Origin of the sequence: Salinicola sp. MIT1003 (assembly GCF_001858555.1) — a bacterium.
In the GTDB taxonomy this organism is placed as follows: domain Bacteria; phylum Pseudomonadota; class Gammaproteobacteria; order Pseudomonadales; family Halomonadaceae; genus Salinicola; species Salinicola salarius.
Genome location: NZ_MCAP01000003.1, coordinates 78471 through 99998 on the forward strand (window position 1 = coordinate 78471; position 21528 = coordinate 99998).

23 protein-coding genes and 1 tRNA gene are annotated in these 21528 nt (G+C 61.3%); 10 read left to right on the forward strand and 14 right to left on the reverse strand.

The annotated features are described in order from the left end of the window. Positions 1–110: 110 nt before the first annotated feature. From BC443_RS01560 to cysQ, 12 genes are all read right to left on the reverse strand, one after another. Positions 111–527, reverse strand: a complete 417-nt coding sequence (locus tag BC443_RS01560) for a hypothetical protein (RefSeq protein ID WP_139284223.1) — start codon at positions 525–527, stop codon at positions 111–113. Beyond that, a complete protein-coding gene (locus BC443_RS01565; protein ID WP_071230083.1) occupies positions 497–958 on the reverse strand; it encodes a flavodoxin domain-containing protein in 462 nt (153 codons plus the stop codon). The genes BC443_RS01560 and BC443_RS01565 overlap by 31 nt, the downstream gene beginning before the upstream one ends. A 130-nt stretch (positions 959–1088) precedes the next feature. Next, positions 1089–1397 carry an integration host factor subunit alpha gene (gene ihfA / locus BC443_RS01570; RefSeq protein WP_071230084.1) on the reverse strand — a complete coding sequence of 103 codons (309 nt, stop codon included), beginning with the start codon at positions 1395–1397 and terminating at the stop codon, positions 1089–1091. Between the two features lie 28 nt (positions 1398–1425). Then, positions 1426–3807, reverse strand: a complete 2382-nt coding sequence (gene pheT, locus BC443_RS01575; protein ID WP_071230085.1) for a phenylalanine--tRNA ligase subunit beta — start codon at positions 3805–3807, stop codon at positions 1426–1428. A 28-nt stretch (positions 3808–3835) separates the two neighbouring features. After that, positions 3836–4855, reverse strand: a complete 1020-nt coding sequence (gene pheS, locus BC443_RS01580; RefSeq protein ID WP_071230086.1) for a phenylalanine--tRNA ligase subunit alpha — start codon at positions 4853–4855, stop codon at positions 3836–3838. Between the two features lie 146 nt (positions 4856–5001). After that, positions 5002–5352: a 50S ribosomal protein L20 gene (rplT, locus tag BC443_RS01585; RefSeq protein ID WP_071230087.1), complete on the reverse strand. Its 351-nt coding sequence runs from the start codon at positions 5350–5352 to the stop codon at positions 5002–5004. 36 nt (positions 5353–5388) lie between these two features. Continuing rightward, a complete protein-coding gene (gene rpmI, locus BC443_RS01590) occupies positions 5389–5583 on the reverse strand; it encodes a 50S ribosomal protein L35 (RefSeq protein WP_071230088.1) in 195 nt (64 codons plus the stop codon). Positions 5584–5675: 92 nt separating this feature from the next. Further along, entirely contained in the window at positions 5676–6215 is a 540-nt protein-coding gene (infC, locus tag BC443_RS01595) for a translation initiation factor IF-3 (RefSeq protein WP_083387150.1), read from the reverse strand. 34 nt (positions 6216–6249) lie between these two features. After that, positions 6250–8160 (reverse strand): threonine--tRNA ligase, encoded by a 1911-nt coding sequence (gene thrS, locus BC443_RS01600; protein WP_071230090.1) that lies wholly within the window; start codon positions 8158–8160, stop codon positions 6250–6252. A 308-nt stretch (positions 8161–8468) separates the two neighbouring features. Next, positions 8469–9350, reverse strand: a complete 882-nt coding sequence (locus BC443_RS01605; RefSeq protein WP_071230091.1) for an OmpA family protein — start codon at positions 9348–9350, stop codon at positions 8469–8471. 398 nt (positions 9351–9748) lie between these two features. Further along, positions 9749–10315, reverse strand: coding sequence for a DUF2489 domain-containing protein (locus tag BC443_RS01610; protein WP_247643192.1), 567 nt, complete (start codon positions 10313–10315; stop codon positions 9749–9751). Positions 10316–10354: 39 nt separating this feature from the next. Further along, a complete protein-coding gene (gene cysQ / locus BC443_RS01615; protein WP_071230092.1) occupies positions 10355–11161 on the reverse strand; it encodes a 3'(2'),5'-bisphosphate nucleotidase CysQ in 807 nt (268 codons plus the stop codon). Positions 11162–11351: 190 nt separating this feature from the next. Here cysQ and BC443_RS01620 point away from each other — a divergent pair, with 190 nt between their 5' ends. From BC443_RS01620 to BC443_RS01635, 4 genes are all read left to right on the forward strand, one after another. Then, positions 11352–12806, forward strand: coding sequence for a DASS family sodium-coupled anion symporter (locus BC443_RS01620; protein WP_071230093.1), 1455 nt, complete (start codon positions 11352–11354; stop codon positions 12804–12806). 214 nt (positions 12807–13020) lie between these two features. After that, positions 13021–13097: transfer RNA gene (locus BC443_RS01625), tRNA-Pro, on the forward strand. Between the two features lie 150 nt (positions 13098–13247). Next, positions 13248–13616, forward strand: coding sequence for a CidA/LrgA family protein (locus BC443_RS01630; protein ID WP_071230094.1), 369 nt, complete (start codon positions 13248–13250; stop codon positions 13614–13616). Continuing rightward, positions 13613–14341, forward strand: coding sequence for an LrgB family protein (locus tag BC443_RS01635; protein WP_071230095.1), 729 nt, complete (start codon positions 13613–13615; stop codon positions 14339–14341). Before BC443_RS01630 ends, BC443_RS01635 begins: the two co-directional genes overlap by 4 nt. A 55-nt stretch (positions 14342–14396) precedes the next feature. Here the strand turns inward: BC443_RS01635 and BC443_RS01640 are convergent, their stop codons facing one another. Together BC443_RS01640 and kdsA are read right to left on the reverse strand one after the other, a co-directional pair. After that, complete coding sequence (locus tag BC443_RS01640; RefSeq protein ID WP_210766225.1) at positions 14397–14972, reverse strand: HAD hydrolase family protein; 576 nt, start codon at positions 14970–14972, stop codon at positions 14397–14399. Further along, positions 14972–15817, reverse strand: a complete 846-nt coding sequence (gene kdsA / locus BC443_RS01645) for a 3-deoxy-8-phosphooctulonate synthase (RefSeq protein ID WP_071230096.1) — start codon at positions 15815–15817, stop codon at positions 14972–14974. The genes BC443_RS01640 and kdsA overlap by 1 nt, the downstream gene beginning before the upstream one ends. Positions 15818–16169: 352 nt before the next feature. Here kdsA and BC443_RS01650 point away from each other — a divergent pair, with 352 nt between their 5' ends. The 6 genes from BC443_RS01650 (at position 16170) to modA (ending at position 21514) form a co-directional block, all read left to right on the forward strand. Beyond that, entirely contained in the window at positions 16170–17537 is a 1368-nt protein-coding gene (locus tag BC443_RS01650; RefSeq protein WP_071230124.1) for an AlkA N-terminal domain-containing protein, read from the forward strand. Next, positions 17534–18094 (forward strand): methylated-DNA--[protein]-cysteine S-methyltransferase, encoded by a 561-nt coding sequence (locus BC443_RS19180; RefSeq protein ID WP_083387151.1) that lies wholly within the window; start codon positions 17534–17536, stop codon positions 18092–18094. Before BC443_RS01650 ends, BC443_RS19180 begins: the two co-directional genes overlap by 4 nt. 82 nt (positions 18095–18176) lie before the next feature. Then, positions 18177–18572, forward strand: a complete 396-nt coding sequence (locus BC443_RS01660) for a DUF2946 domain-containing protein (RefSeq protein WP_071230097.1) — start codon at positions 18177–18179, stop codon at positions 18570–18572. A 121-nt stretch (positions 18573–18693) separates the two neighbouring features. Next, positions 18694–20106: a PepSY-associated TM helix domain-containing protein gene (locus BC443_RS01665; RefSeq protein WP_071230098.1), complete on the forward strand. Its 1413-nt coding sequence runs from the start codon at positions 18694–18696 to the stop codon at positions 20104–20106. Positions 20107–20206: 100 nt separating this feature from the next. Then, complete coding sequence (locus BC443_RS01670) at positions 20207–20623, forward strand: LysR family transcriptional regulator (RefSeq protein ID WP_071230099.1); 417 nt, start codon at positions 20207–20209, stop codon at positions 20621–20623. 105 nt (positions 20624–20728) lie between these two features. After that, positions 20729–21514 (forward strand): molybdate ABC transporter substrate-binding protein, encoded by a 786-nt coding sequence (modA, locus tag BC443_RS01675; protein ID WP_247643193.1) that lies wholly within the window; start codon positions 20729–20731, stop codon positions 21512–21514. Positions 21515–21528 lie beyond the last annotated feature (14 nt).

Below are 21528 nucleotides of genomic sequence, written 5' to 3' on the forward strand. Positions count from 1 at the left end.
GCCGTCTTCGTTGATCGAGAAGTCTAGAGCAAGAACTCCTGTTGAACTTCACGCATGTATCAGGCAGACGGGTCTAGCATCAATCAAACTTGGCTCGATCAATCCGGTTCTCAGTGACGACGCCGCCAGATTCGAACGACCACATGGAGCAGCAGACCCAGTGCCGCGCCTTGCGACAGGATGACCGCCCAATGATCGGCCGCCACGTCCGCCCAGTGCCAGGCGCCAATCAACAGGCAACCGATCAACAGACATCCACCCAGATGCTTGATCGCGGCGGGACAACGCTCCCGCTGTGCCGAGGCCATCAGTCGCCAGAATCCGATCAATGCCACGACGATCGCGACCATCAGAATCGCGAGCAGGGCCAGGCGCGTCGTATCGTGCTGCAACCAGTAACGGGGCAGCGATACCAGCATGACCAGCCACAGGCCCAACAGCGTACTCCAGCGCGTGGCCGTCAACGTTCTGGCCGCAGCCGATGACTGCGGCTCCGTCACGTCGCGAGGCCTTCGGATTCTATCCATGCTTCCACCCAGGGAACGGCAGCATCATCTGCCATGAAAGTTTCCATTGCATCGATTTCGAGACGTTCGCCCAGACGTCGCCCACCCAGGTCGGCAAGCAGCTCGTCCAGCGCCCTACCGGAACCGCAGAAAGTGTCGCCATAGGAGCTGTCCCCCAAGGCGATCAGACCATAGCGCAGAGCAGCGAGACTCGGCGGCTGCGACTTCAATTCACGCACGAAAGGGACGAAGTCGCCAGGAAAGTCGCCGCTCCCCGTGGTAGAGACGCAGAACAACGCCAGATCCGGCATGTCTTCGGTCAGGTCATTCACACTCGGCTGTTCGATGACGGACACGTCGTAACCCGCCTGCTCGAATAACGGCGAAACCTGTTCCGCGACATCCAGTGCACCACCATAAACGGTGCCGACGAAAATTTTCAGCTTGGGCATAACACTCGGTCAGCGATGGATTTGCGCGGGAGCTTAGCACAGCTCGCCCTTGGGTCTCACGCGGCAAGGCCCCAAACACAACCGCCCGCCAGTTTTCACTGGCAGGCGGTCGATGGGGCACGGGCGCGGCTCAGTCCTCTTGCAGCTCGCCGTCAAAGCTTTCCACTTTGGCCTTGAGCTTCTGGCCAGGGCGGAAAGTAACGACTCGCCGAGCGGAGATCGGAATCTCCTCTCCCGTCTTGGGATTACGTCCGGGCCGCTCCCGCTTGTCCCGCAAATCGAAGTTGCCGAATCCGGACAGCTTCACCTGCTCATTCTCGCGCAGACAACCGCGAATTTCCTCGAAGAACGTTTCCACCATGTACTTGGCCTCCCGCTTGGAGAAACCCAGTTCGGCGTGAAGATGCTCCGCAAGCTCAGCTTTCGTCAGCGCTCCCATGATCGCTCCCTTCGCGCAGGATGACAGATCAACTTCGCAGTTTGGCACCGAAGCGCACTTGCGCGACTTCCACCACGTCTGCAATCAACTGATTGATTTCTTCATCGTTGAGAGTGCGCGAAGGATGCTGCCAGGTCAAGCCCAGGGCGACGCTCTTGTCACCATCGTCCACTCCTTTGCCCTGATACACGTCGAATAGCTGCCACTGCGTCAACCAGTCACCGGCCCGACTCCGAATGGCATCAACCAGCGGCGCAATCTCGACCTCTTCCTTGACCACGAACGCCAGATCCCGACGCACCTCGGGATACCGGGACAGCGGCTTGAATTGCGGTATCGCTCCCTGGGTCAGCGCTGCCTGCTCCACTTCGAAGACGTAAACCTCGGGCTTGATATCGAGCTGGGCACGGATGCCGGGATGCAAGGCCCCCAACCATCCGACGACCTTGCCATCACGGCAGAGCTGTGCAGAACGCCCCGGATGCAGCGCGGGGTGCGTTGCGGCAACGAAAGTCCATTCATCGGCCTTTCCCCCCAACGCGACCAAGCTTTCGAGATCGCCCTTCAGATCGTAGAAATCGACCGAGTCACGATGGGCAGACCAGCCTTCCACGTCTCGGGAGCCGCAAATCAGGCCACCGAACATCGGCGTCTGAACCAGTTCGTCCAGCTCGCCCTGGAAAACCAGCCCGGCCTCGAACAGCCGCACGCGGTGCTGCTGACGGTTGAGATTATGCATCAGCGCCTTGATCAACCCCGGAAAGAGGCTATGCCGCATCACCGACATGTCGCTGGAGATCGGGTTGGCCAGCGCCGGCGAAACTGCGTCCGGCGTGATCAACGCCTGGAGATCCGGCGATACGAAACTGTAGGTCACGGCCTCCTGATAGCCGCGAGAAACCATGTGGCGACGCAGATGTCGCAGCGGCAGAGACGCCTCGTCGTCTGTCGTCAGGCCGAGACGCGCCTGCGGGCGACGTACCGGCAGCCGGTTATAACCGTGAATACGAGCAACTTCCTCGATCAGATCCTCTTCGATGGAGACATCGAAACGCCAGCTCGGGATCTGCACATGCCAGCTCCGATCCGCCGCCGTGCTGGCCATTCCCAGCGACTGAAAGATGCGTTGGATCTCCTCGTCGGACAGACGAACGCCCAGGCAAGCGGACAGCCGCTCACGGCGAAGCTCGACATCCGGACGCCGAGGCAGGTGCGCCGGCTGCATTACCTCGGTAATGGGACCAGGAGAACCTCCAACGATGGCAATCAACAACTCGGTGGCCCGCTCCATGGCTGGACGCGTGATCTCCGGATCCACGCCGCGCTCGAAACGGTGCGAAGCATCCGTATGCAGCCCGAAATCGCGCGCCTTGCCAGCCACCGCAATCGGTGAAAAGTAAGCGGCTTCCAAAAACAGATTACGCGTCTCGCCGGTCACCCCGGTCGCCTCGCCTCCCATCACACCCGCGATGGCCAGCGCACGATCCTGGTCGGCGATGACGAGCGTATCCTCGTTCAACACCACTTCCTGGCCGTCCAGCAGCGTAAGACGCTCATCGGCATTCGCCCGACGGACTTCGATCCCGCCCTTCAAGGCATCGAGATCGAAGGCATGCATCGGCTGCCCCAGTTCGAGCATGACATAGTTGGTCACATCGACCGCCGGATCGATGCTGCGAATCCCGCTGCGACGCAGGCGCTCCTGCATCCACAATGGCGTACTCGCCGTGACGTCGACATCACGAATGATACGGCCCAGGTAGCGCGGGCACCGCTCTTCGTCACTCACAGCGACCGGGAACTGCGCATCATGGCGCGCCTCGACCGGGGCGATGCTCGGTTCGACGACCTGTGTTCCGGTCACGCAACCGACTTCCCGCGCCATGCCCCGCAGGCTGAGGCAGTCGCCGCGATTTGGGGTCAGGTCCACCTCGATGGTGTGGTCATCCAGTTGCAACCAGGTCCGGAAATCCTCACCGACAGGTGCGTCTTGCGGCAAGACATAAATTCCCTCCGAGCGCCCTTCTTCCAGGTCGAGTTCGGAGGCAGAACAGATCATCCCGCGAGATTCGACCCCACGCAGCTTGGCTTTCTTGATCTTGAAATTCTCGGGAAGCACTGCACCGACACGCGCGAAAGGCACCTTCTGGCCGATATCGACGTTAGGCGCACCGCAGACGACCTGAACCGGCTCCCCGGAACCGTCATCGACCTGGCAGACATTGAGCTTGTCCGCATCGGGATGCTGAGATTTGGCGACGACCTCGGCCACGATAACGCCCTGAAAAATGGCACCGACCGGCTCGACGGCATCGACTTCCAGGCCCGCCATGGTAATGGCGTCTGCCAGGGCCTGCGTATCGAGCGCCGGTGAAACCCATTCGCGCAGCCACGCTTCGGAAAACTTCATCTTGATACTCCTTGACTGGGCGACGGACTCAGTTGAACTGACTCAGGAAACGCAGATCGTTGTCGAAAAACAGCCGCAAATCATTCACCCCGTAGCGCAGCATGGCCAGCCGCTCCGCTCCCATGCCGAAGGCAAAGCCGGTATAACGCTCGGCATCGACGCCCGAATGACGAAACACCGCCGGATGAACCATCCCGCACCCCATCACCTCGAGCCATCCGCTGTGCGAACAGACGCGACAGCCAGCGCCCTGACACATCACGCATTGAATATCGACTTCGGCCGAGGGCTCGGTGAACGGAAAATAGGATGGCCGGAAGCGCACCTCTAGATCGTCTCGCTCGAAGAACGCCTGCAAGAAGTCGGCGATCGTCCCTTTGAGGTCGGCAAAACTGACGCCTTCGTCGACCAGCAGACCCTCTACCTGATGGAACATCGGCGTGTGGGTCAGATCGGAATCGCTGCGATAGACCCGCCCCGGGCAGACGATGCGAATGGGGGGCTCCTGCGACTGCATGGTACGCACCTGTACCGGTGAGGTATGCGTCCGCAACAGACGAGTGGCGTCGAAATAGAAGGTATCTGCCATGCCGCGCGCAGGATGATGAGCGGGAATGTTCAGCGCTTCGAAATTATGAAAATCGTCCTCGATTTCCGGACCGACGGCGACCTCGAAGCCAATGTGTTGAAACAGGGATTCGATACGCTCCAGCGTCTTGGTCACGGGGTGCAGGCCACCGTTGGCTTCGCCCCGTCCCGGCAGGGTGACGTCGATGCGCTCCGCCTCGAGCCGAGCCTGCATGGCGGACCGTTCGATCACCTGCTTGCGATGCTCGAGCTCCTGCTGCAACGCCTGCTTGGCTTCGTTGATGCGTTCACCGGCAGCCGGTCGCTCTTCGGGTGATAGTTGCCCCAACCCCTTGAGCAACGCCGTAATCTCGCCTTTCTTGCCCAGAAAACGCACACGCACCTGGTCGAGAGCCTGGGCGTCTTCGGCCGCGGCAATGGCCGCTTTCGCCTCGTTGACCAGGGCAGGAAGATGATCCATCCGTCGAGCTCCGCTTATCGTTCGTTACGCAGCGCCGTCGGTCACGAACGACGCGGCGATGCAGTATAAAAAAACAGGGGAAGAGCAGCTGCTCTTCCCCTGGATAGGTCACATGACTCATCGCCCTCGCAGGGCAAAATGACCTGTTATGCAGCTTTGGCTTTCTCGACGATTGCCGCGAACGTCGCTTTCTCGTGAACGGCCAGATCAGCCAGCACCTTACGGTCGATTTCGATACCGGCCTTTTTCAGACCTGCCACGAAACGGCTGTAGGACATGCCGTTGACACGAGCTGCCGCGTTGATACGCGTGATCCACAGAGCGCGGAACTGGCGCTTACGCTGGCGACGGTCACGATAGGCATACTGACCGGCTTTGATGACGGCCTGCTTGGCTACGCGGAAAACGCGCGAACGCGCACCATAGTAGCCCTTGGCCTGCTTCATGATCTTCTTGTGACGACGACGTGCGACGACACCACGCTTGACGCGAGACATAGTACTCTCCTGACGTTAAAAACTGACGACCAAGTGTTACAGGTTGGGCAGCATGCGGGTAACGAGCTGCTTGTCGGCAGCGTGTACCTGCTTCATCCCGCGCAACTGACGCTTACGCTTGGTAGACTTTTTGGTCAGGATGTGACTACGAAAAGACTGCTTGTGCTTGAAGCCGTTACCAGTCTTCTTGAAGCGCTTGGCAGCGCCGCTGTTACTCTTGATTTTCGGCATGGGAAAACTCCACTCCGCTCTTTTTTAGAAAACCCGAGGCCGAAAACGACGAGCGATGACGCTCGTCGTTTCCCGTTCGACTTGCCCGCGGATCACTTCTTCTTGGGCGCAAGAATCATGATCATCTGACGGCCTTCCATCTTGGGGAAGGACTCGACAGCAGCCAGCTCTTCCAGGTCGGCGGCAATCCGTTCCATCAGTCGGCGACCGATGTCCTGGTGTGCCATTTCACGACCACGGAAGCGCAGGGTGACCTTACCCTTGTCGCCACCTTCGAGGAAACGAATCAGGTTTTTCAACTTCACCTGATAATCGCCCTCGTCCGTGCCAGGACGGAATTTCACTTCCTTGACCTGGATCTGTTTGGTTTTCTTCTTCTGAGCAGACTTCTGCTTTTTCTGCTCGAAGAGGAACTTGCCGTAGTCCATGATTTTACAGACGATAGGATCGGCATTGGAAATCTGGACGAGATCCATACCGGCTTCCTCGGCGCGTTCGAGCGCCTCCTGCATGGGAACGACTCCCACCTGTTCACCCTCGGCATCGATAAGGCGAACTTCGTCTGCACGAATACGGTCGTTTATGGGCGCGCGCTTTTCCTGAGGGCGCCCGCGCTGATTATTACGCTTGATCGTTAGATCTCCATCTGGCGATTAACGTTGCTGCTCAGTGCTGACCCGGTTGGTCGGCCTGTTGAAGATGTCCTTTCAGATCATCGACGGACAGGGAACCCAGATCCTCGCCGGATCGAGTACGCACTGCAACGGCACCCGATTCGACTTCCTTATCGCCGACAACCAGCAGATAAGGAATCTTCTGCAGCGTATGCTCGCGAATTTTAAAGCCGATTTTCTCATTCCTCAAGTCCGACTCGACCCGGAAACCCGCTTCACGCAAGCTTTTGGAGAGATTTTCGGCATAATCACGCTGAGCATCCGTGATATTGAGCACTACAGCTTGGACCGGAGAGAGCCATAAAGGCAAGGCCCCGGCGTAATGTTCGATCAGGATGCCGATGAAACGCTCCATCGACCCCACGATCGCCCGATGCAACATCACGGGCGTCTGGCGGGATCCGTCCTCGGCGACGTACTGCGCCCCCAGACGACTGGGCATCATGAAATCGACCTGCATGGTACCGACCTGCCACTCCCGGCCCAGGCAGTCCTTCATGTGATACTCGATCTTGGGCCCGTAGAACGCCCCCTCGCCCGGCAGCTCCTGCCACTGAACATCGCAGTTGCCCAACGCAGCCCTCAGCGCCCCTTCGGCACGATCCCACGTTTCATCGCTGCCGAGGCGCTTGTCAGGCCGCAGCGCGATCTTCACGGCGATGTCCTCGAAACCGAAATCACCGTAAACCTGGAGCGCCTGACGGTGGAACGCCGTCACTTCAGATTCTATCTGCCCTTCGGTACAGAAGACATGACCGTCATCCTGCGTGAATGCCCGGACCCGCATGATACCGTGTAGCGCGCCAGAAGGCTCGTTGCGATGACAGCCACCGAACTCCCCATAGCGAATCGGTAGCTCGCGGTAGCTGCGCAATCCGGAATTGAAGACCTGGACATGCCCCGGGCAATTCATCGGCTTTAGCGCATATTCACGCTTTTCCGACTCGGTGAAGAACATGTTCTCCGCGTAATTGTCCCAGTGCCCGGATTTTTTCCAGAGCGACACATCCATGATCTGCGGGCACTTGATCTCCTGATACCCGCTGCGCTTGTACACGCCGCGCATGTACTGCTCGACAATCTGCCATAGCGTCCAGCCACGGGGATGCCAGAACACCATGCCGGGCGCTTCTTCCTGCATGTGGAAGAAGTCGAATCGCCGTGCCAGTTTACGGTGATCACGCTTCTCGGCTTCCTCGAGGCGCAGCAGATATGCCTTGAGGGACTTCTTGTCAGCCCACGCCGTGCCGTAGATTCGCGTCAACATGGGCTTCGACGCATCACCACGCCAGTAGGCTCCAGCCAGCTTGGTCAGCTTGAATGCCTTGAGGTGCCGTGTATTGGGTACGTGAGGCCCGCGGCACATATCGATGTATTCCTGGTGATGGTAGAGACGAATCGTCTCTCCTTCAGGAATACCTTCGACGATCTCCCGCTTGTATGGCTCCTCCCTTGACGCAAATGTCGAGAGCGCCTTTGCCTGATCGACGTACTCCCGAACGACGTCGTACTCCTGGTCGATCAACGATTTCATTCGCGCTTCGATGGCTTCCAGATCTTCCGAAGAAATGGATTCTCCGAAGTCGACGTCGTAATAGAAGCCATCGTCGATGACCGGGCCGATCGCCATCTTGGCGTTCGGGTACAACTGCTTGATCGCGTGTCCCAGCAAATGAGCACAGGAATGGCGAATGATGGCCACCCCTTCCTCATCGCGGGCGGTCAAGATAGCCACTTCGGCGTCATGATCGATGATGTCGGCTGCGTCGACTTCAATGCCGTCTATCTTGCCGGCAACACACGCCTTGGCGAGCCCGGGTCCGATGGACTCGGCCAGTTGCATGACGGTAATAGGCTCTTCAAAGCTTCTCTGACTGCCATCAGGCAGCGTCACAATGGGCATGAAAACATCCTTACGTTCAGTGGTGGTCCACACCAAGGATCACATGAACTCGATTAATAGGCAGGAACATCTCCTTCGCGGCAGGTCTGCATACGGGCAGGCCAGCGGATGCGCATGAGATACGACCTTACGATCTCTATCGGTGATCGTGGGGGAAGTAGACTAGCAGCGAGAAAGGCACTTTGCCATCCATAGGCAGCGACTCGTGGCCGATGGCAAGCAGGTCTAAAAGACGTTCCAAGGCCACAAACAATGAGGGCGCCCGAAGGCGCCCTCATGATCACGTGAACAGTGTGTCGGGATAAAGCTTATTCCCACTCACCCAGTTCGACGCGACGGTTCTGAGCACGGCCTTCAGCGGTGTCGTTGCTGGCAACCGGCTGCTCTTCACCATAACCGATAGTAGTGATGTTATCCGCGGAGAAACCCTTGTTGACCAGGTAGGATTTCACGGAATCGGCGCGACGCTGGGACAGCTCCTTGTTGTAGGCAGCAGGACCGACGGAGTCGGTGTGGCCTTCAAGACGGATGCGCAGCTGGTCGTTGGTCATCAGCTTCTCGGACACGCCATCCAGGATGGCTTCAGCGTTGGCCGTCAGCTGAGCGGAGTCAAACTCGAAGTTGACGTCACGCAGGACGAGATCTTCCACGCAGCCCAAGGAGTTGACTTCGGCACCAGCCGGGGTATCCGGGCACTGGTCCTGGTAGTCCGGCACGCCGTCACCATCGGAATCCAGCGGGCAGCCCTGGGCGTTGACTTCAACACCGGCCGGCGTTCCCGGGCACTGGTCCATGTAGTCCGGCACACCGTCACCGTCGGTGTCGAGCGGGCAGCCAACGGCATCAACCGCTACGCCAGCCGGCGTGTTCGGGCACTGGTCACGATCGTCGGGCACGCCGTCGCCATCGCTGTCCATGACGTCCGAAGAGTAGTCGGCACACAGCAGCGCGCCGGCAGTCGCGCCAGCAACACCACCAACCGCGGCACCAGTATCTTCATCGGAATCGCCGCTAGTAGCGTAACCAACACCACCACCGATCAGACCGCCGGCAATGCCGCAGACGAACGGAGATTGATACCAAGCCTGATCGGACGAGCTGCCAGTGGATTCCATACCGGAACTGGCACAGCCAGAAAGACCGACTACCAGAGCAGAACCCAGTAGCAAGCCAGTCGTTGATTTTTTCATGTAAGACTCCTTCTTAACACAGCGCTAGTCGTAACGGGCGTTACCCAGCGGCTTCGAGTATAGAAGCCGAATTCGTCAAGAGAAAGATGTTCCTTCCCCAACGACAAAGAAATCTCTCGGCGACCGCCATGCGCGTCGACTTGAGCAGTGGTCAATGGTTCCCATTGTCCCTTTTCTTTGCAGCTCCATAACAGCATTATCGATTCCAGCCCGAGATGCAAACCCGTGTCGGGAAACACTGTTCTGTTTTAGCACCATTTCCCAGATTGGCAAAGGGGATTGGCAAAAACTTCATGTTTCTGACCCTATCCTTTAGCAAGACAGGCTCGGCCCTTTCCACCGCTCGGCGAATGATACGTCACCTCTCGCCTTCCTCCTTCTCTACAACGAAAGGATGCTTATTTTCTTGAGCTGTCGCTGATGGTTTGCGTCCAATCCTGACAAAAGGCCTGGATTTCGATCGCTGCGAGATGGAGCCTGCCGTCGTGTCGCTGAGCGATCTCCTCACGAACAAGATCCTCACGATGGCGTTCTCGCGGTGACAGCTCGCGACGCGCCTGGTGCGTGTGCAGGGATTCCGCCTCGGACTGCACCTCGCCGAGCACCCGCCACGCATCACGCTCCACCAGTCGATTATCGATGATATCGAGCAGCACCTTGCAGCGTAACGCCCCCTCTACCATGTCCACCTGGCGCTCGACCATGGCCTGCGATAGAGCACTCAAGCTATCGATACAGTTTTGATTGGCGCGGGCGATTTCGGCAGCCCGAAACGCTTTTCGCCGCTCGACCTCGCGCCACAGACGCCAGGCATAAGCAGCGAGAGAGACAATGATCAGGATGGCGAGGGCGGAAAGCCCCGCCGCAAGAGACAACGACATGAAAGAGAAGCCGCCTTCTGGTGATATATGGATTGCTAGGAGCTGTTGCCATTTCGGCGCGACCCGCAGGGTAACAGCATCCACAGGACACACCTACTTTCTCGATCCCGGACTGGCGTTGACTCAGCGTGCCCAGAAAGGTCGCCAGGCTCCGTCCAGGGACGCGCATGCCACGAAGGCCGGGTTCAGCAAGCTGTCCTGAGTGTTGTAACGCAGCGGTTTCCAGGCTTCGCAGTCCACGAGATGACCGCCGGCCCCTTCAACGACGGCTTGAGCCGCGGCGGTATCCCACTCGCTGGTAGGGCCGAACCGGGGATAGAGATCCGCAAGCCCTTCGGCCACACGACAACACTTGAGCGAACTCCCCAACTCCTCGACTTCGACATCGGGCAGCGACTCGATCAGGCGGCGGGTGCTCGCGCCGCGATGAAAACGGCTGACCACCAGACGCAACGGCAGGGAATCGCGCACCTGCAAGGCTTGCCAGGGCTCATCGAAATCAGCCTGATACCAGGCTCCCCGAGTCGGCTCACCGATCCAGACCTCGCCAGTGCGGGGTTTCTCGACGACGCCAAGCACAGGCCGGTTCTGATCGACCAAGGCAATGTTGACGGTGTACTGATCCGAACCGCGAATGAATTCTTTGGTGCCGTCCAGCGGATCGACCAGCCAGTAAGTGGACCAGTTCCGGCGCTCCGACCAGGGAATCGAGGCCGACTCCTCGGACAGAATCGGCCAATCGCGACAACCGATCGATGGCAACTCCCGCACGATCACCTGATGAGCCGCCAGGTCGGCAGCCGTTACCGGGCTGTCATCCGCCTTGCGCTGAGTATCGAAGGCGTCTCGCCCGATCGCCTCGATCGCTTCACCGGCTTTACGGGACAGCGCCACGAGAGGCGCGATGAGGGAATGCAGAGATGTCGTCATGGACCTGCTCTTTACTGGAAAATTCAATGGCGAGTTCGATAAACAAGCCGTCGCGCACGAGCGCGATCAGAGGGCAAGTATCCCGCCCATGGCCCCATATTAGACCAAAGGCTAATTCGCGGTTCTCTCAGGACGCTCTACGTCTTAAGTAGAATAGAAAAGGTTCAAGCCTCTCGAAAAAGGACGTCACGTGACGGACACCGCAGATCAAGCGCCAAGCGCACCCTCGATAGCCGCCCGAATCGGCCTCATTCTCGGCCCCATCTGGGTCATCGTGACGCAAGTCATGCCAGCACCCGCCGGTATGGAACCCGCTGCCTGGCACTGCGTCGGGCTCGCCCTGCTGCTGGCGACCTGGTGGGCCACCGAGGCCATTCCGATCCCGGCCACCTCGCTACTCCCCATCCCGTTGGCACCCGCCCTCGGCATTGCCGACCTCAAGGGCACCGCCGCCAGTTATGCCAACCCGACGATCTTCCTGTTCCTGGGCGGCTTTTTACTGGGCATCGCCATGCAACGCTGGAATCTGCATCGTCGAATTGCGCTGCGCATTCTGAACGTCGTCGGCCAGAAACCCAAGCAACAGATCGCCGGCTTCATGCTGGCAACCGGCTTCATCAGCATGTGGGTCTCCAACACCGCCACTGCCATCATGATGCTGCCCATCGGCATGTCGGTGGTTTCCCTCTTTGCCAACGCCGACTCCGGCGAGGTAAAGCGCTATGCCACCGCACTGCTGCTGGCCATCGCCTACTCGGCCAGTATCGGCGGCATCGCCACGCTCATCGGCACCCCTCCCAATGCCATTCTCGCGGGCTATCTCTCCAGCGAGCAGAATATCGAACTGGGCTTTGCGCAGTGGATGGTCGTCGGCCTGCCGGTGAGCATTGCGATGATGGCCGTGGCCTGGTGGTGGCTGACTCGCGGCGGCTTCAAGCTCCGGCTCGACGATGGTAGCGGCAACGTCATCGGCGACGAGCTTGCCAAGCTTGGCAAGCTGAGCCCGGCGGAAGCACGAGTCGGGATCGTCTTCCTGCTCGCCGCCCTGGCCTGGGTAACGCGGCCTCTCCTGAACGACTGGGGAATCGAATGGCTGTCCGACACCTCGGTCGCGCTGCTCGCGGGTGTCGTGCTCTTTCTGATTCCCAGCGGCAACGAGCGGTATCGTCCACTGCTGCTGTGGGAAGATGCCAAAGACCTGCCTTGGGGCATTCTGCTACTGTTCGGCGGCGGCCTGGCCCTGGCCAGCACCATCAGCGGCTCCGGCCTGGCGGACTGGATCGCCAATCAGCTCAATGTCTTCGGCACGTTGCCGCTCATCCTGCTGATCGGCGCCATCGTCCTGGTCATCATCTTCCTCACCGAACTGACCTCGAACACAGCGACCGCAGCAGCATTCCTGCCGCTACTCGGTGCACTGGCCATGTCACTCGGCGTCGACCCGTTACTGATTACCGTGCCGGCCGCGATTGCCGCCAGCTGCGCCTTCATGATGCCGGTGGCCACGCCGCCCAACGCCATCGTCTTCGCGACGGGCCACATGAATATCCAGTCGATGATTCGCGCCGGCTTCTTCCTCAACCTCACCGGCACGATCCTGGTCACGCTGATCTGCCTTGGATTGATCAAGCTGCTGTGGCTATAACAGCCCAGTCGGATCGACAGCCCCGCTGGCGTCGGGACCACACTCTGACGCCAGCGCGCTTCGATGACGGCCTGGGGTTCCGCTCGGCAGCAGTATCGGTAGGCTTTCGCAAGCGATTGAAAAAAAAGCCTTAAGAAGCGCTTTTCATTTATCGAACTGCAAGGTAGTATACGCAGCGTTTCGCAGGGACTGTCACGGACAGGCCGGCAGAAACCGGAGCGTGGCGCAGCTTGGTAGCGCGCTGCAATGGGGTTGCAGAGGTCGCAGGTTCGAATCCTGTCGCTCCGACCAAACATGAGAATGGCCATCGGATTTTGTCCGATGGCCATTTTTTTATGCGCATACATGCCGTCTGGATCCGCTCGGCATCGGCATGGCAAGTCTCGTCTCCTGCTGGTGGTACAATGCCTCGAAATCTAGACCAAAGTCTAAGGTGACGAGATGTCATTGATTATCGGAATGAGCATTCTGCTCGGCTGTCAGTTTCTGGGAGAAGTCATCAGCCGCGCTTTCACCCTTCCCGTTCCCGGGCCGGTCCTGGGCATGCTGATTCTGCTGATCGGCTTGATGATCCGAGGCAGTGTGCCGGGAAGCCTACGGACCATGGGCGAAGGCCTGCTCAAATACCTGACGCTGCTGTTCGTACCCGCCGGCGTAGGGCTCATCCAGCATTTCGGCCTGATCAGTCGAGAAATCTGGGTCTTGATCATCACGCTGGTCGTATCGACGTCGGTAACGATTCTGGTGACCAGCCAGACATTGCAGCGCCTCGCCCGAAAAAGAACACCTCCCAGGGAGCACGACGCATGAACGGCCTCGGTCTCGAGCAGGCATGGGTCTACCTTTCCGCCAGCCCGCTTCTGCATCTGCTGGCGACCTTGCTGGCCTTCATCGCCGCCACCAGAATCAACCGCTGGGCGGGCGGAACGCCACTTCTTCATCCCGTCATCGTCGCCATTGCGCTGCTGATCGGCTTTTTGCTGGTGACCGACACGGACTATCCCACCTATTTCGCCGGCGCCCAGTTCCTGCACTTTCTGCTGGGGCCAGCCACGGTCGCGCTGGCCATTCCGCTCTACGACCACCGCGAGCGCGTGCGCCGCATGTTGTGGCCCATCGCCATTGGCACAATGGCCGGTATCGCCACCGCGGTCGTTTCCGCCGTCGGCATCGCCATGATCCTGGGCGCCGACACCGAGACGGTGCTTTCGCTGGCACCGAAATCGGTGACCTCGCCCATCGCCATGGGCATCGCCGAAAAGCTGGGCGGCATCCCTTCGCTGACCGCGGGTCTGGTGCTGTTGACCGGCGTCGTGGGCTGCATCGTCGGCCCCTGGATATTCCGGTTGACCCGGGTCACCGATCCGACCATTCAGGGATACTCGATGGGATTGGCGGCCCACGGTTTCGGCACCGCCTACTGCTTCGCCTCCGTCGGCGCAGTGGCCGGCGCCTTTTCCGGGCTGGCGATGGGGCTTTCGGGGCTGGTCACGGCATTCGTGCTGCCTCCCATCGTGCAACTCTTCGGGCTGTGACATTGCCGGCCACCGCCCCGAAGCGAGCGGTGACCGGCCCATCGAGCCGACATGCCTACTGAACCATGCGGCGCAGCGCGTCATCGTCTCCCAGCAGGTGGGCGTACATCTGGTGCAGATCGAGACCACGTGCCGAGAGCAGGTCTTCGGCAATTTCACGCGCGACACCACGCCCGCCGTTCGCCTTCATCACATGATCGGCCGCCTCGATGACCAGAGGGTGCGCATCGGCCGGCGCGTAGGCCGTGGCGACGTCCCGCATCACCGGAATATCGATGATGTCGTCTCCCACGAAAGCGATGCGATCCGCGGCGATCCCCTCCTCCTCGGCAATCTGGCGAATGGCCTCGAGCTTGTGGCTGAAGCCGATCTTGATCACGTCCATGCCGAGCTGTGTGGCTCGCGTGATCAAGGGCTGGCTCGATTTGGCCGAGAGCACGCCGCTTTTGATCCCGTGCTGGCGCAACAGACCAACCGCGACGCCGTCACGCACGTTGAACGGCTTCAGCGCTTCTCCTTCCGGGCCGATCAGCAGCGTGCCATCGGTCAGCACGCCATCGACATCGAACAGCACCAGCTCGATCTGGGCACGACGATCCGGACGCGCCATCATTCGATCCCGAGATGCCATCAGTCGATCTCGAGCCGGGGCAGGCTCTTGACCAGATCGTCGACCGCCTTGATCTGGGCCAGGAAGGGTTCGAGCTTGTCCAGCGGCAGCGCACTGGGGCCATCGCAGCGGGCATTGTCGGGATCGGGATGCGCTTCGAGAAAGAGTCCGGCCAGACCGACTGCCATTCCGGAGCGCGCCAGCTCCAGGACCTGGCGGCGCCGACCGCCGGAGGCTTCACTGGTCGGATCACGGCGTTGCAGACTGTGCGTGACGTCGAAAATCACCGGCGCATTGCCGCTGACGTCCATCATTTCACGGAAGCCCAGCATGTCGACGACGAGATTGTCATAGCCGAAGCAACTGCCGCGCTCGCACAGGATGACCTGCTCGTTACCCGCTTCGGCACACTTGTCGACGATATTCTTGACCTGGCCCGGGCTCAGGAACTGCGGCTTCTTGACGTTGATCGGCTTGCCTGTCTTCGCCATGGCGACGACCAGATCGGTCTGACGGGCCAGGAACGCCGGCAACTGGATCACATCCGCCACTTCGGCCACGGCTTGCGCCTGGTCGACCTCGTGCACATCGGTGATGACCGGCACGCCGAACTTGTGCTTGACCGCCTCGAAGATCTTCAACCCCTCGTCGAGCCCGACGCCCCGGAAGGAGTGGATCGACGAGCGATTGGCCTTGTCGAAGGAAGCCTTGAACACGAAGGGAATGCCGAGCTTCTGCGTCACCTCGACATAGGCCTCGCACGCCGCGAGTGTACTGTCCAGATCCTCCAGCACGTTGACGCCACCAAACAGGGTAAAGGGCGCGTCGTTGGCGACTGCCAGCCCGCCGACCGATACGGATTTCATCAAGCCTCCTCACTATCCATGAAATGCGATCCTGCACGAGCCGACAGCTTAGCGAAATTCGCCTCGCGGGAGGGAGTATCCTGACGGTAATCTTCACCTTTCGCTGATGCACCGCCCTATTGATGCGCCACCCTATTGATGCACCGCCCTATTGAAGCACCGCCCAGTGGCCGATCTTCGCACCGGCGTTCGCCGCTATGTTCGGCACGGGCATTCAGTGCCGGATCCGGCCAGTCGCCCCATGGCCGCGCACTATAATAAGCCCGATACGAATGAGCCCGATACGAATGAGCCCAAGACGAATGGGCTCGAGAAGACGAATGAGCTCGCGACGACGACCAGGACGCATGCCATGCTCGACCCTCAGCAATGCCGGAGTGCGCGACTGGCGCGCGATGCCCGTTTCGACGGCCGCTTCTTCATCGCCGTCAGCACCACCGGCATCTTCTGTCGCCCCGTCTGCCCGGCGACGCTCCCGCAGGAACGGCACGTGCGCTACTTCGAGTCGGCGGTCGCCGCCGCCAACGCCGGCTTTCGCCCCTGCCTGCGCTGCCGGCCGGACAGCGCGCCGGATTCGCCCGCCTGGATGGGTTCCCGAACCACGCTGACCCGAGCGATCCAGTTGATCGACAGCGGCGCCCTCCAGGGCGGCAACGTCGCACGGCTTTGCGAGAGACTGGGCATCGGCGAGCGCTACCTGCGCCAGCTGTTCCAGCGCCGCTTCGGCGTATCCCCCAAGGCCTACGCGCTCTACCGCCAGTGCCTGTTCGCCAAGAAGCTGCTTCACGAAACCACGCTGCCGGTGGTCGAGGTCGCCCATGCCAGTGGATTTTCGAGCCTGCGCCGCTTCAACGACGCCTTCAAACGCCAGATGGCGCTGACGCCTACCGAGATCCGCCGCCGCCGAAGCCGAAAAAGCGCCGCCTTGACGCTCAAACTGGCCTACCGCCCGCCCTACCAGTGGGAACGGCTACGCCATTTCCATGCGCTGCATGCCATCGAGGGTCTCGAATGGGTAGGCGAACACACGCTGGGCCGCACGATCCGCCACGGCACGACGACGGGACACTTCGAAGCCCGCCACGACGCCAGGCGGCATCAGTTCGACGTCACCCTGGTGTTGAGCGAACTGGACGATCTCCATGCGATCGTTCGTCGGATTCGGAGAATGCTGGATCTGGACGCCGACACGCAGACCATCGAGGCCCATCTGCGCCAATCCGTTCCAGCGCTTCCACTGGCAGAAGGATTGCGCTTGCCAGGATCATGGGATGTCTTCGAGGCAGGTATCCGCGCGGTACTCGGCCAGCAGGTGTCGATGGCCGCCGCCAACCGGTTGATCCAGCAGCTCGTCGACCGGCTCGGTGAAAGCGATGAGGAGGGCCGCCGTCGTTTCCCCACCGCCGAAGCCATCGCCGCCAGCGAGCTGGGTTTTCTGAAGCTCCCCGGCAGCCGCCGGGACACCGTTCGTCGTCTGGCTGTCGCCTACGCCGGCAGCGAGATCGACGACGATCCCCAGCAGTGGCGCTCGCTCAAGGGAATCGGCCCCTGGACGGCCAACATCGCCGACTTTCGCGGCAACGGGAACCCGGATATCTGGCTGGATGGCGATGTCGGCGTGCGCCGTGCGCTCGCGGCCCTGACGACACCGCTGGATCTCGCCGCCGCCTCGCCCTGGCGCAGCTATCTCACGCTACAACTGTGGAATCGAGTGATATGAACACCTTTTCGCCATTGAGTGATTCGCGCCTGCCGCTGCGTCACGACGACTACGTCCAGATCTATCGACCGCCCGAGTCAATTCCGCTCGGCCCCATCGAGATACGGGCGACCGATCACGGCCTCACCTGGCTCGCCTTTTCGAGCAGCCCGAACGTGGTCGAGCGCGGCAATGCCCTCACGGCGCGCTGCGCCAGCCAGCTGGAGCGTTATTTCCTGGGCGAGCTGACGACGTTCGACCTGCCTCTGGCACCACGCGGTACCGATTTCCAGCTGAGCGTGTGGCAAGCCCTGCAGAGCGTTCCCTACGGCCAGACGTGCAGCTATCGGGAAATCGCCGTCGCCATCGGCGCGCCACGCGCAGTAAGGGCCGTCGGCGCGGCGAACGGGCGCAACCCGCTATGTCTTGTCGTGCCCTGCCATCGTGTCATCGGCGCCAACGGCAAGCTGACCGGCTATGCTGGCGGGCTCGATCGCAAGCGCTGGCTTCTGCAGCACGAGCGGGCCCTCATCGGCGAAGACCAGCAGCCGGAGCAGCTCACCCTCGGTGCGACATAATCACACACCCCGCCAGCGACAATTGGCGGCCAAACCCTCAACGGGTAGAGTCGCGGCCTGACGACGTCGTCCTGGAACGGATATGACATCTTTCTGGCACCGCTGGTATCGCCCGCTGACCGCGCTCGCGCTGTTCGCCATGCTGCTGGCGTTCACGGGGCCGCTGATCAGCCAGATGCAGCGGCTGATGGAAATGCCGGTCGGCACCATGGCGGAAATGCCCCGTCATGGCGACGCCGAACCTCACGCCCACGGCCAGCCACAGGCGGTGGATGAGGTCCATATTCTCCACCATTTCGACATGGCCGCGTGTGGCTACTGCGAACTCTTCCTGCACGCGCCGGGGCTCGAGCTCCCGCAAGTGCTGCCGCCGTCGGCGCCACCGCCAGCGACCTTCCATCCGCCCACCGTCGTGGTCTTGCCCTTCACCACAGCGGCCTATCCCCGCTACGCCTCCCGCGCGCCGCCCCGCGCCTGAAGTCCTTTCCGTCTCCTGTCGCCGCGAATGCCGCCTCCCGGGCTGCATTGCCGGCGTCGTACGTGCTCCTGGCCTTCGGCCGGGGCTCAGGCTGAAAATCATTCAGGTTCGGAGTTCATCCATGGATACCGTCTCGTCGGCGACCGGCCGCCGCCAGCCTCCCTCGTGGATTGCATTGACCACTCGCCTTCATTTTTACGTCGGCCTGTTCGTCGGCCCCTTCCTGCTCGTCGCCGCGCTTTCCGGCATTGCCTATGCGCTGACGCCGCAGCTCGAAAACTGGCTCTATCACGACGCCCTGACCACGCAGAGTCGCGGCGAATCCCAATCGTTGTCACACCAGATCGAAGCCGCCCAGCATATTGCTGGCATCGCTGCCTCACCCGCCGCCGTTCGCCCTGCGCCAGCGCCGGGAACGACCACTCGAGTGATGTTCGATGGCGAAGCATTCGGCCCCTCCGAACACCGGGCGCTGTTCGTCGACCCGGTCACGCTGGAGATTCGCGGCGACATGCCGGTCTACGGGACCAGCGGCATACTACCGCTACGCACCGCCATCGATCAGTTCCACCGAAGCCTGCTGCTGGGGAATATCGGCCGACACTACAGTGAACTGGCGGCCTCCTGGTTATGGATCGCCGCACTCAGCGGCGCCTTCCTGTGGTGGCGCCAGCGCCGAATCACGGCAGCAGGCCGGCCACGGTTGCGCCGACGTCATGCCACGCTGGGCATCGTGGCGCTGATCGGCCTGCTGTTCTTCTCGGCGACGGGGCTGACCTGGTCGCAGTGGGCCGGCGGCAACATCGCTCAGCTGCGTCATGCCTGGGGCTGGGGGACACCCGCTGTCTCCACCGAGCTTGCAGCCTCGCATTCCGACTCGAAGCGGGGCGCAGATCCGCATGCAGCGCATCATGCGGCTGCCGAACATGCCGGGATGAACATGGCGCAGCCCTCGCCGCTGTCGCCTGGCGACTTCGATCACGCCTTGAGCGCGGCAAGAGCCGCCGGCATCGACGCCGACAGCGTCGAAATCGTGCCCCCGCCGTCACCGCATCAGGCCTGGGCCATTCGTGAAGTGGCCAGGGAATGGCCGACCCAGGTCGATCAGGTGGCGCTCGATCCGCAAACGTTTGCCGTCACCAATCGGGCCGATTTCGCCACCTTTCCGCTCGCCGCCAAGCTGACCCGCTGGGGCATCGATCTGCACATGGGCATACTGTTCGGGCTGCCCAACCAGCTGGTCCTGGTCGCCTTCGCCACGGGCCTCGCGACATTGGTGTGCTGGGGCTACCTGATGTGGTGGCGACGCCGCCCGTCTCTTGCCGGCGCCGCCTCCACGAGCACCAACGCGCCGCAAGCTTTCACGGCGATCTACCGTGGCCTCGGCACGCGAGCGAAGCTGACGGTTGCCGTTATCGCCATCGCGCTGGGGTACGCGCTGCCGGTCATGGGTGCCAGCCTTGCCGTGTTCGTCGTGATCGACTGGCTACGCTGGCGGTTCGCGCGCCCCGCCACGGTCGTGACGTCGACCTGACGGGCCGGATGGGATCACGATGGCTGAGAGCGTGGCTATCCTGTGCTACAACCCTCCATCCCACACCAGAAAGGCCGCTTCGCATGCCAGGTATATCGCCATGACCCGTACGCACCACCCCACGCCACGCCTTCAGATTCGCCTGGTCGCCGACAAGGAGATCGTGATCGGCCCCGGCAAGATCGACCTGCTGGAAGCGATCGAGCGACACGGCTCGATCGCGGCGGCGTGCCGCGAGATGCGCCTGAGCTACAAGAAGGCCTGGCAACTGCTCGATACCATGAACCGCCATCTGGCGGCGCCGGTGGTCCATACCGCCACCGGCGGCACCCAGCGCGGTGGCGCCACGCTGACCGACCTGGGCCGAGACATTATTCGGCATTACCGCCAGCTGACCGCGGACCTGACAGAACATGCCAGCGGCCGAGCCCTGCTGGACAGCCTCTCTACCCGTCGCCAGGCCGAGTCGCCCCCGCTCGCCGATTCGAGGCCGGATTCGGACCCTGCACCCGATTGAGCGCCGCGCTGCCCGATTTTCCCTCGACCGTCGCGGCATCGAAAGCTATAGTGATTTCCCGTTATTTCCATTCATACATAGCGAAAAAACGTGAGCGAGAAAATCGTGACTTCATCGGTACGCAAAACGTCCTTCTGCTTTCTGGCGCTGGCTCTCTCCATGCCGCTTGCCGCTCATGCCGCCGACGAGCAGGTTCAGGTCTACGCCGCCGCGTCGATGACCGATGCCATGGACGAGGCGATTCGATCCTACGAATCCGATCATGACGTCGACATCGTCCCGATCTACGCCTCGTCTTCGACGCTCGCGCGCCAGATTGCCAATGGCGCGCCCGCCGATATCTACGTCTCCGCCAACGAACAGTGGATGGACTGGCTCGAGAAGCAGAACGTGCCGGTCGGCGAACGCGTGGATCTGCTGCGCAACCGGCTGGTGCTGATCGCCCCCGCCGCCAGCGACATCGCGGATTTCACGCCGGGCGGTGAGATCACCATCGCCTCACGCCTCGGCGATGGCGAGCGGCTTTCAGTGGGCGAAACCAGCCACGTACCGGCCGGCATCTATGCCAAACAGGCACTGCAGTCGATCGGTGAATGGAACGCCCTCGAACCGCGACTGGCCAACGGCGACAACGTGCGCGCTGCGATGGCGCTGGTCGAACGCGACGAAGCGCCGCTCGGGATCGTCTACGAAACCGATGCCAAAGCGAGCGACCGGGTCAGGGAAATCGGCATCTTCCCTGACGACAGTCACGACCCCATCACCTATCCGCTCGCCGTGGTGAATCCGGCACCGAGCGATGCGACCGACGCGTTCCGTCAATGGCTGGCCGGCGACGACGCGCTGGCGATCTTCTCCCGCTATGGCTTTACGCCCGTTGACGCCAACTGAGACCCGAGGCCTGG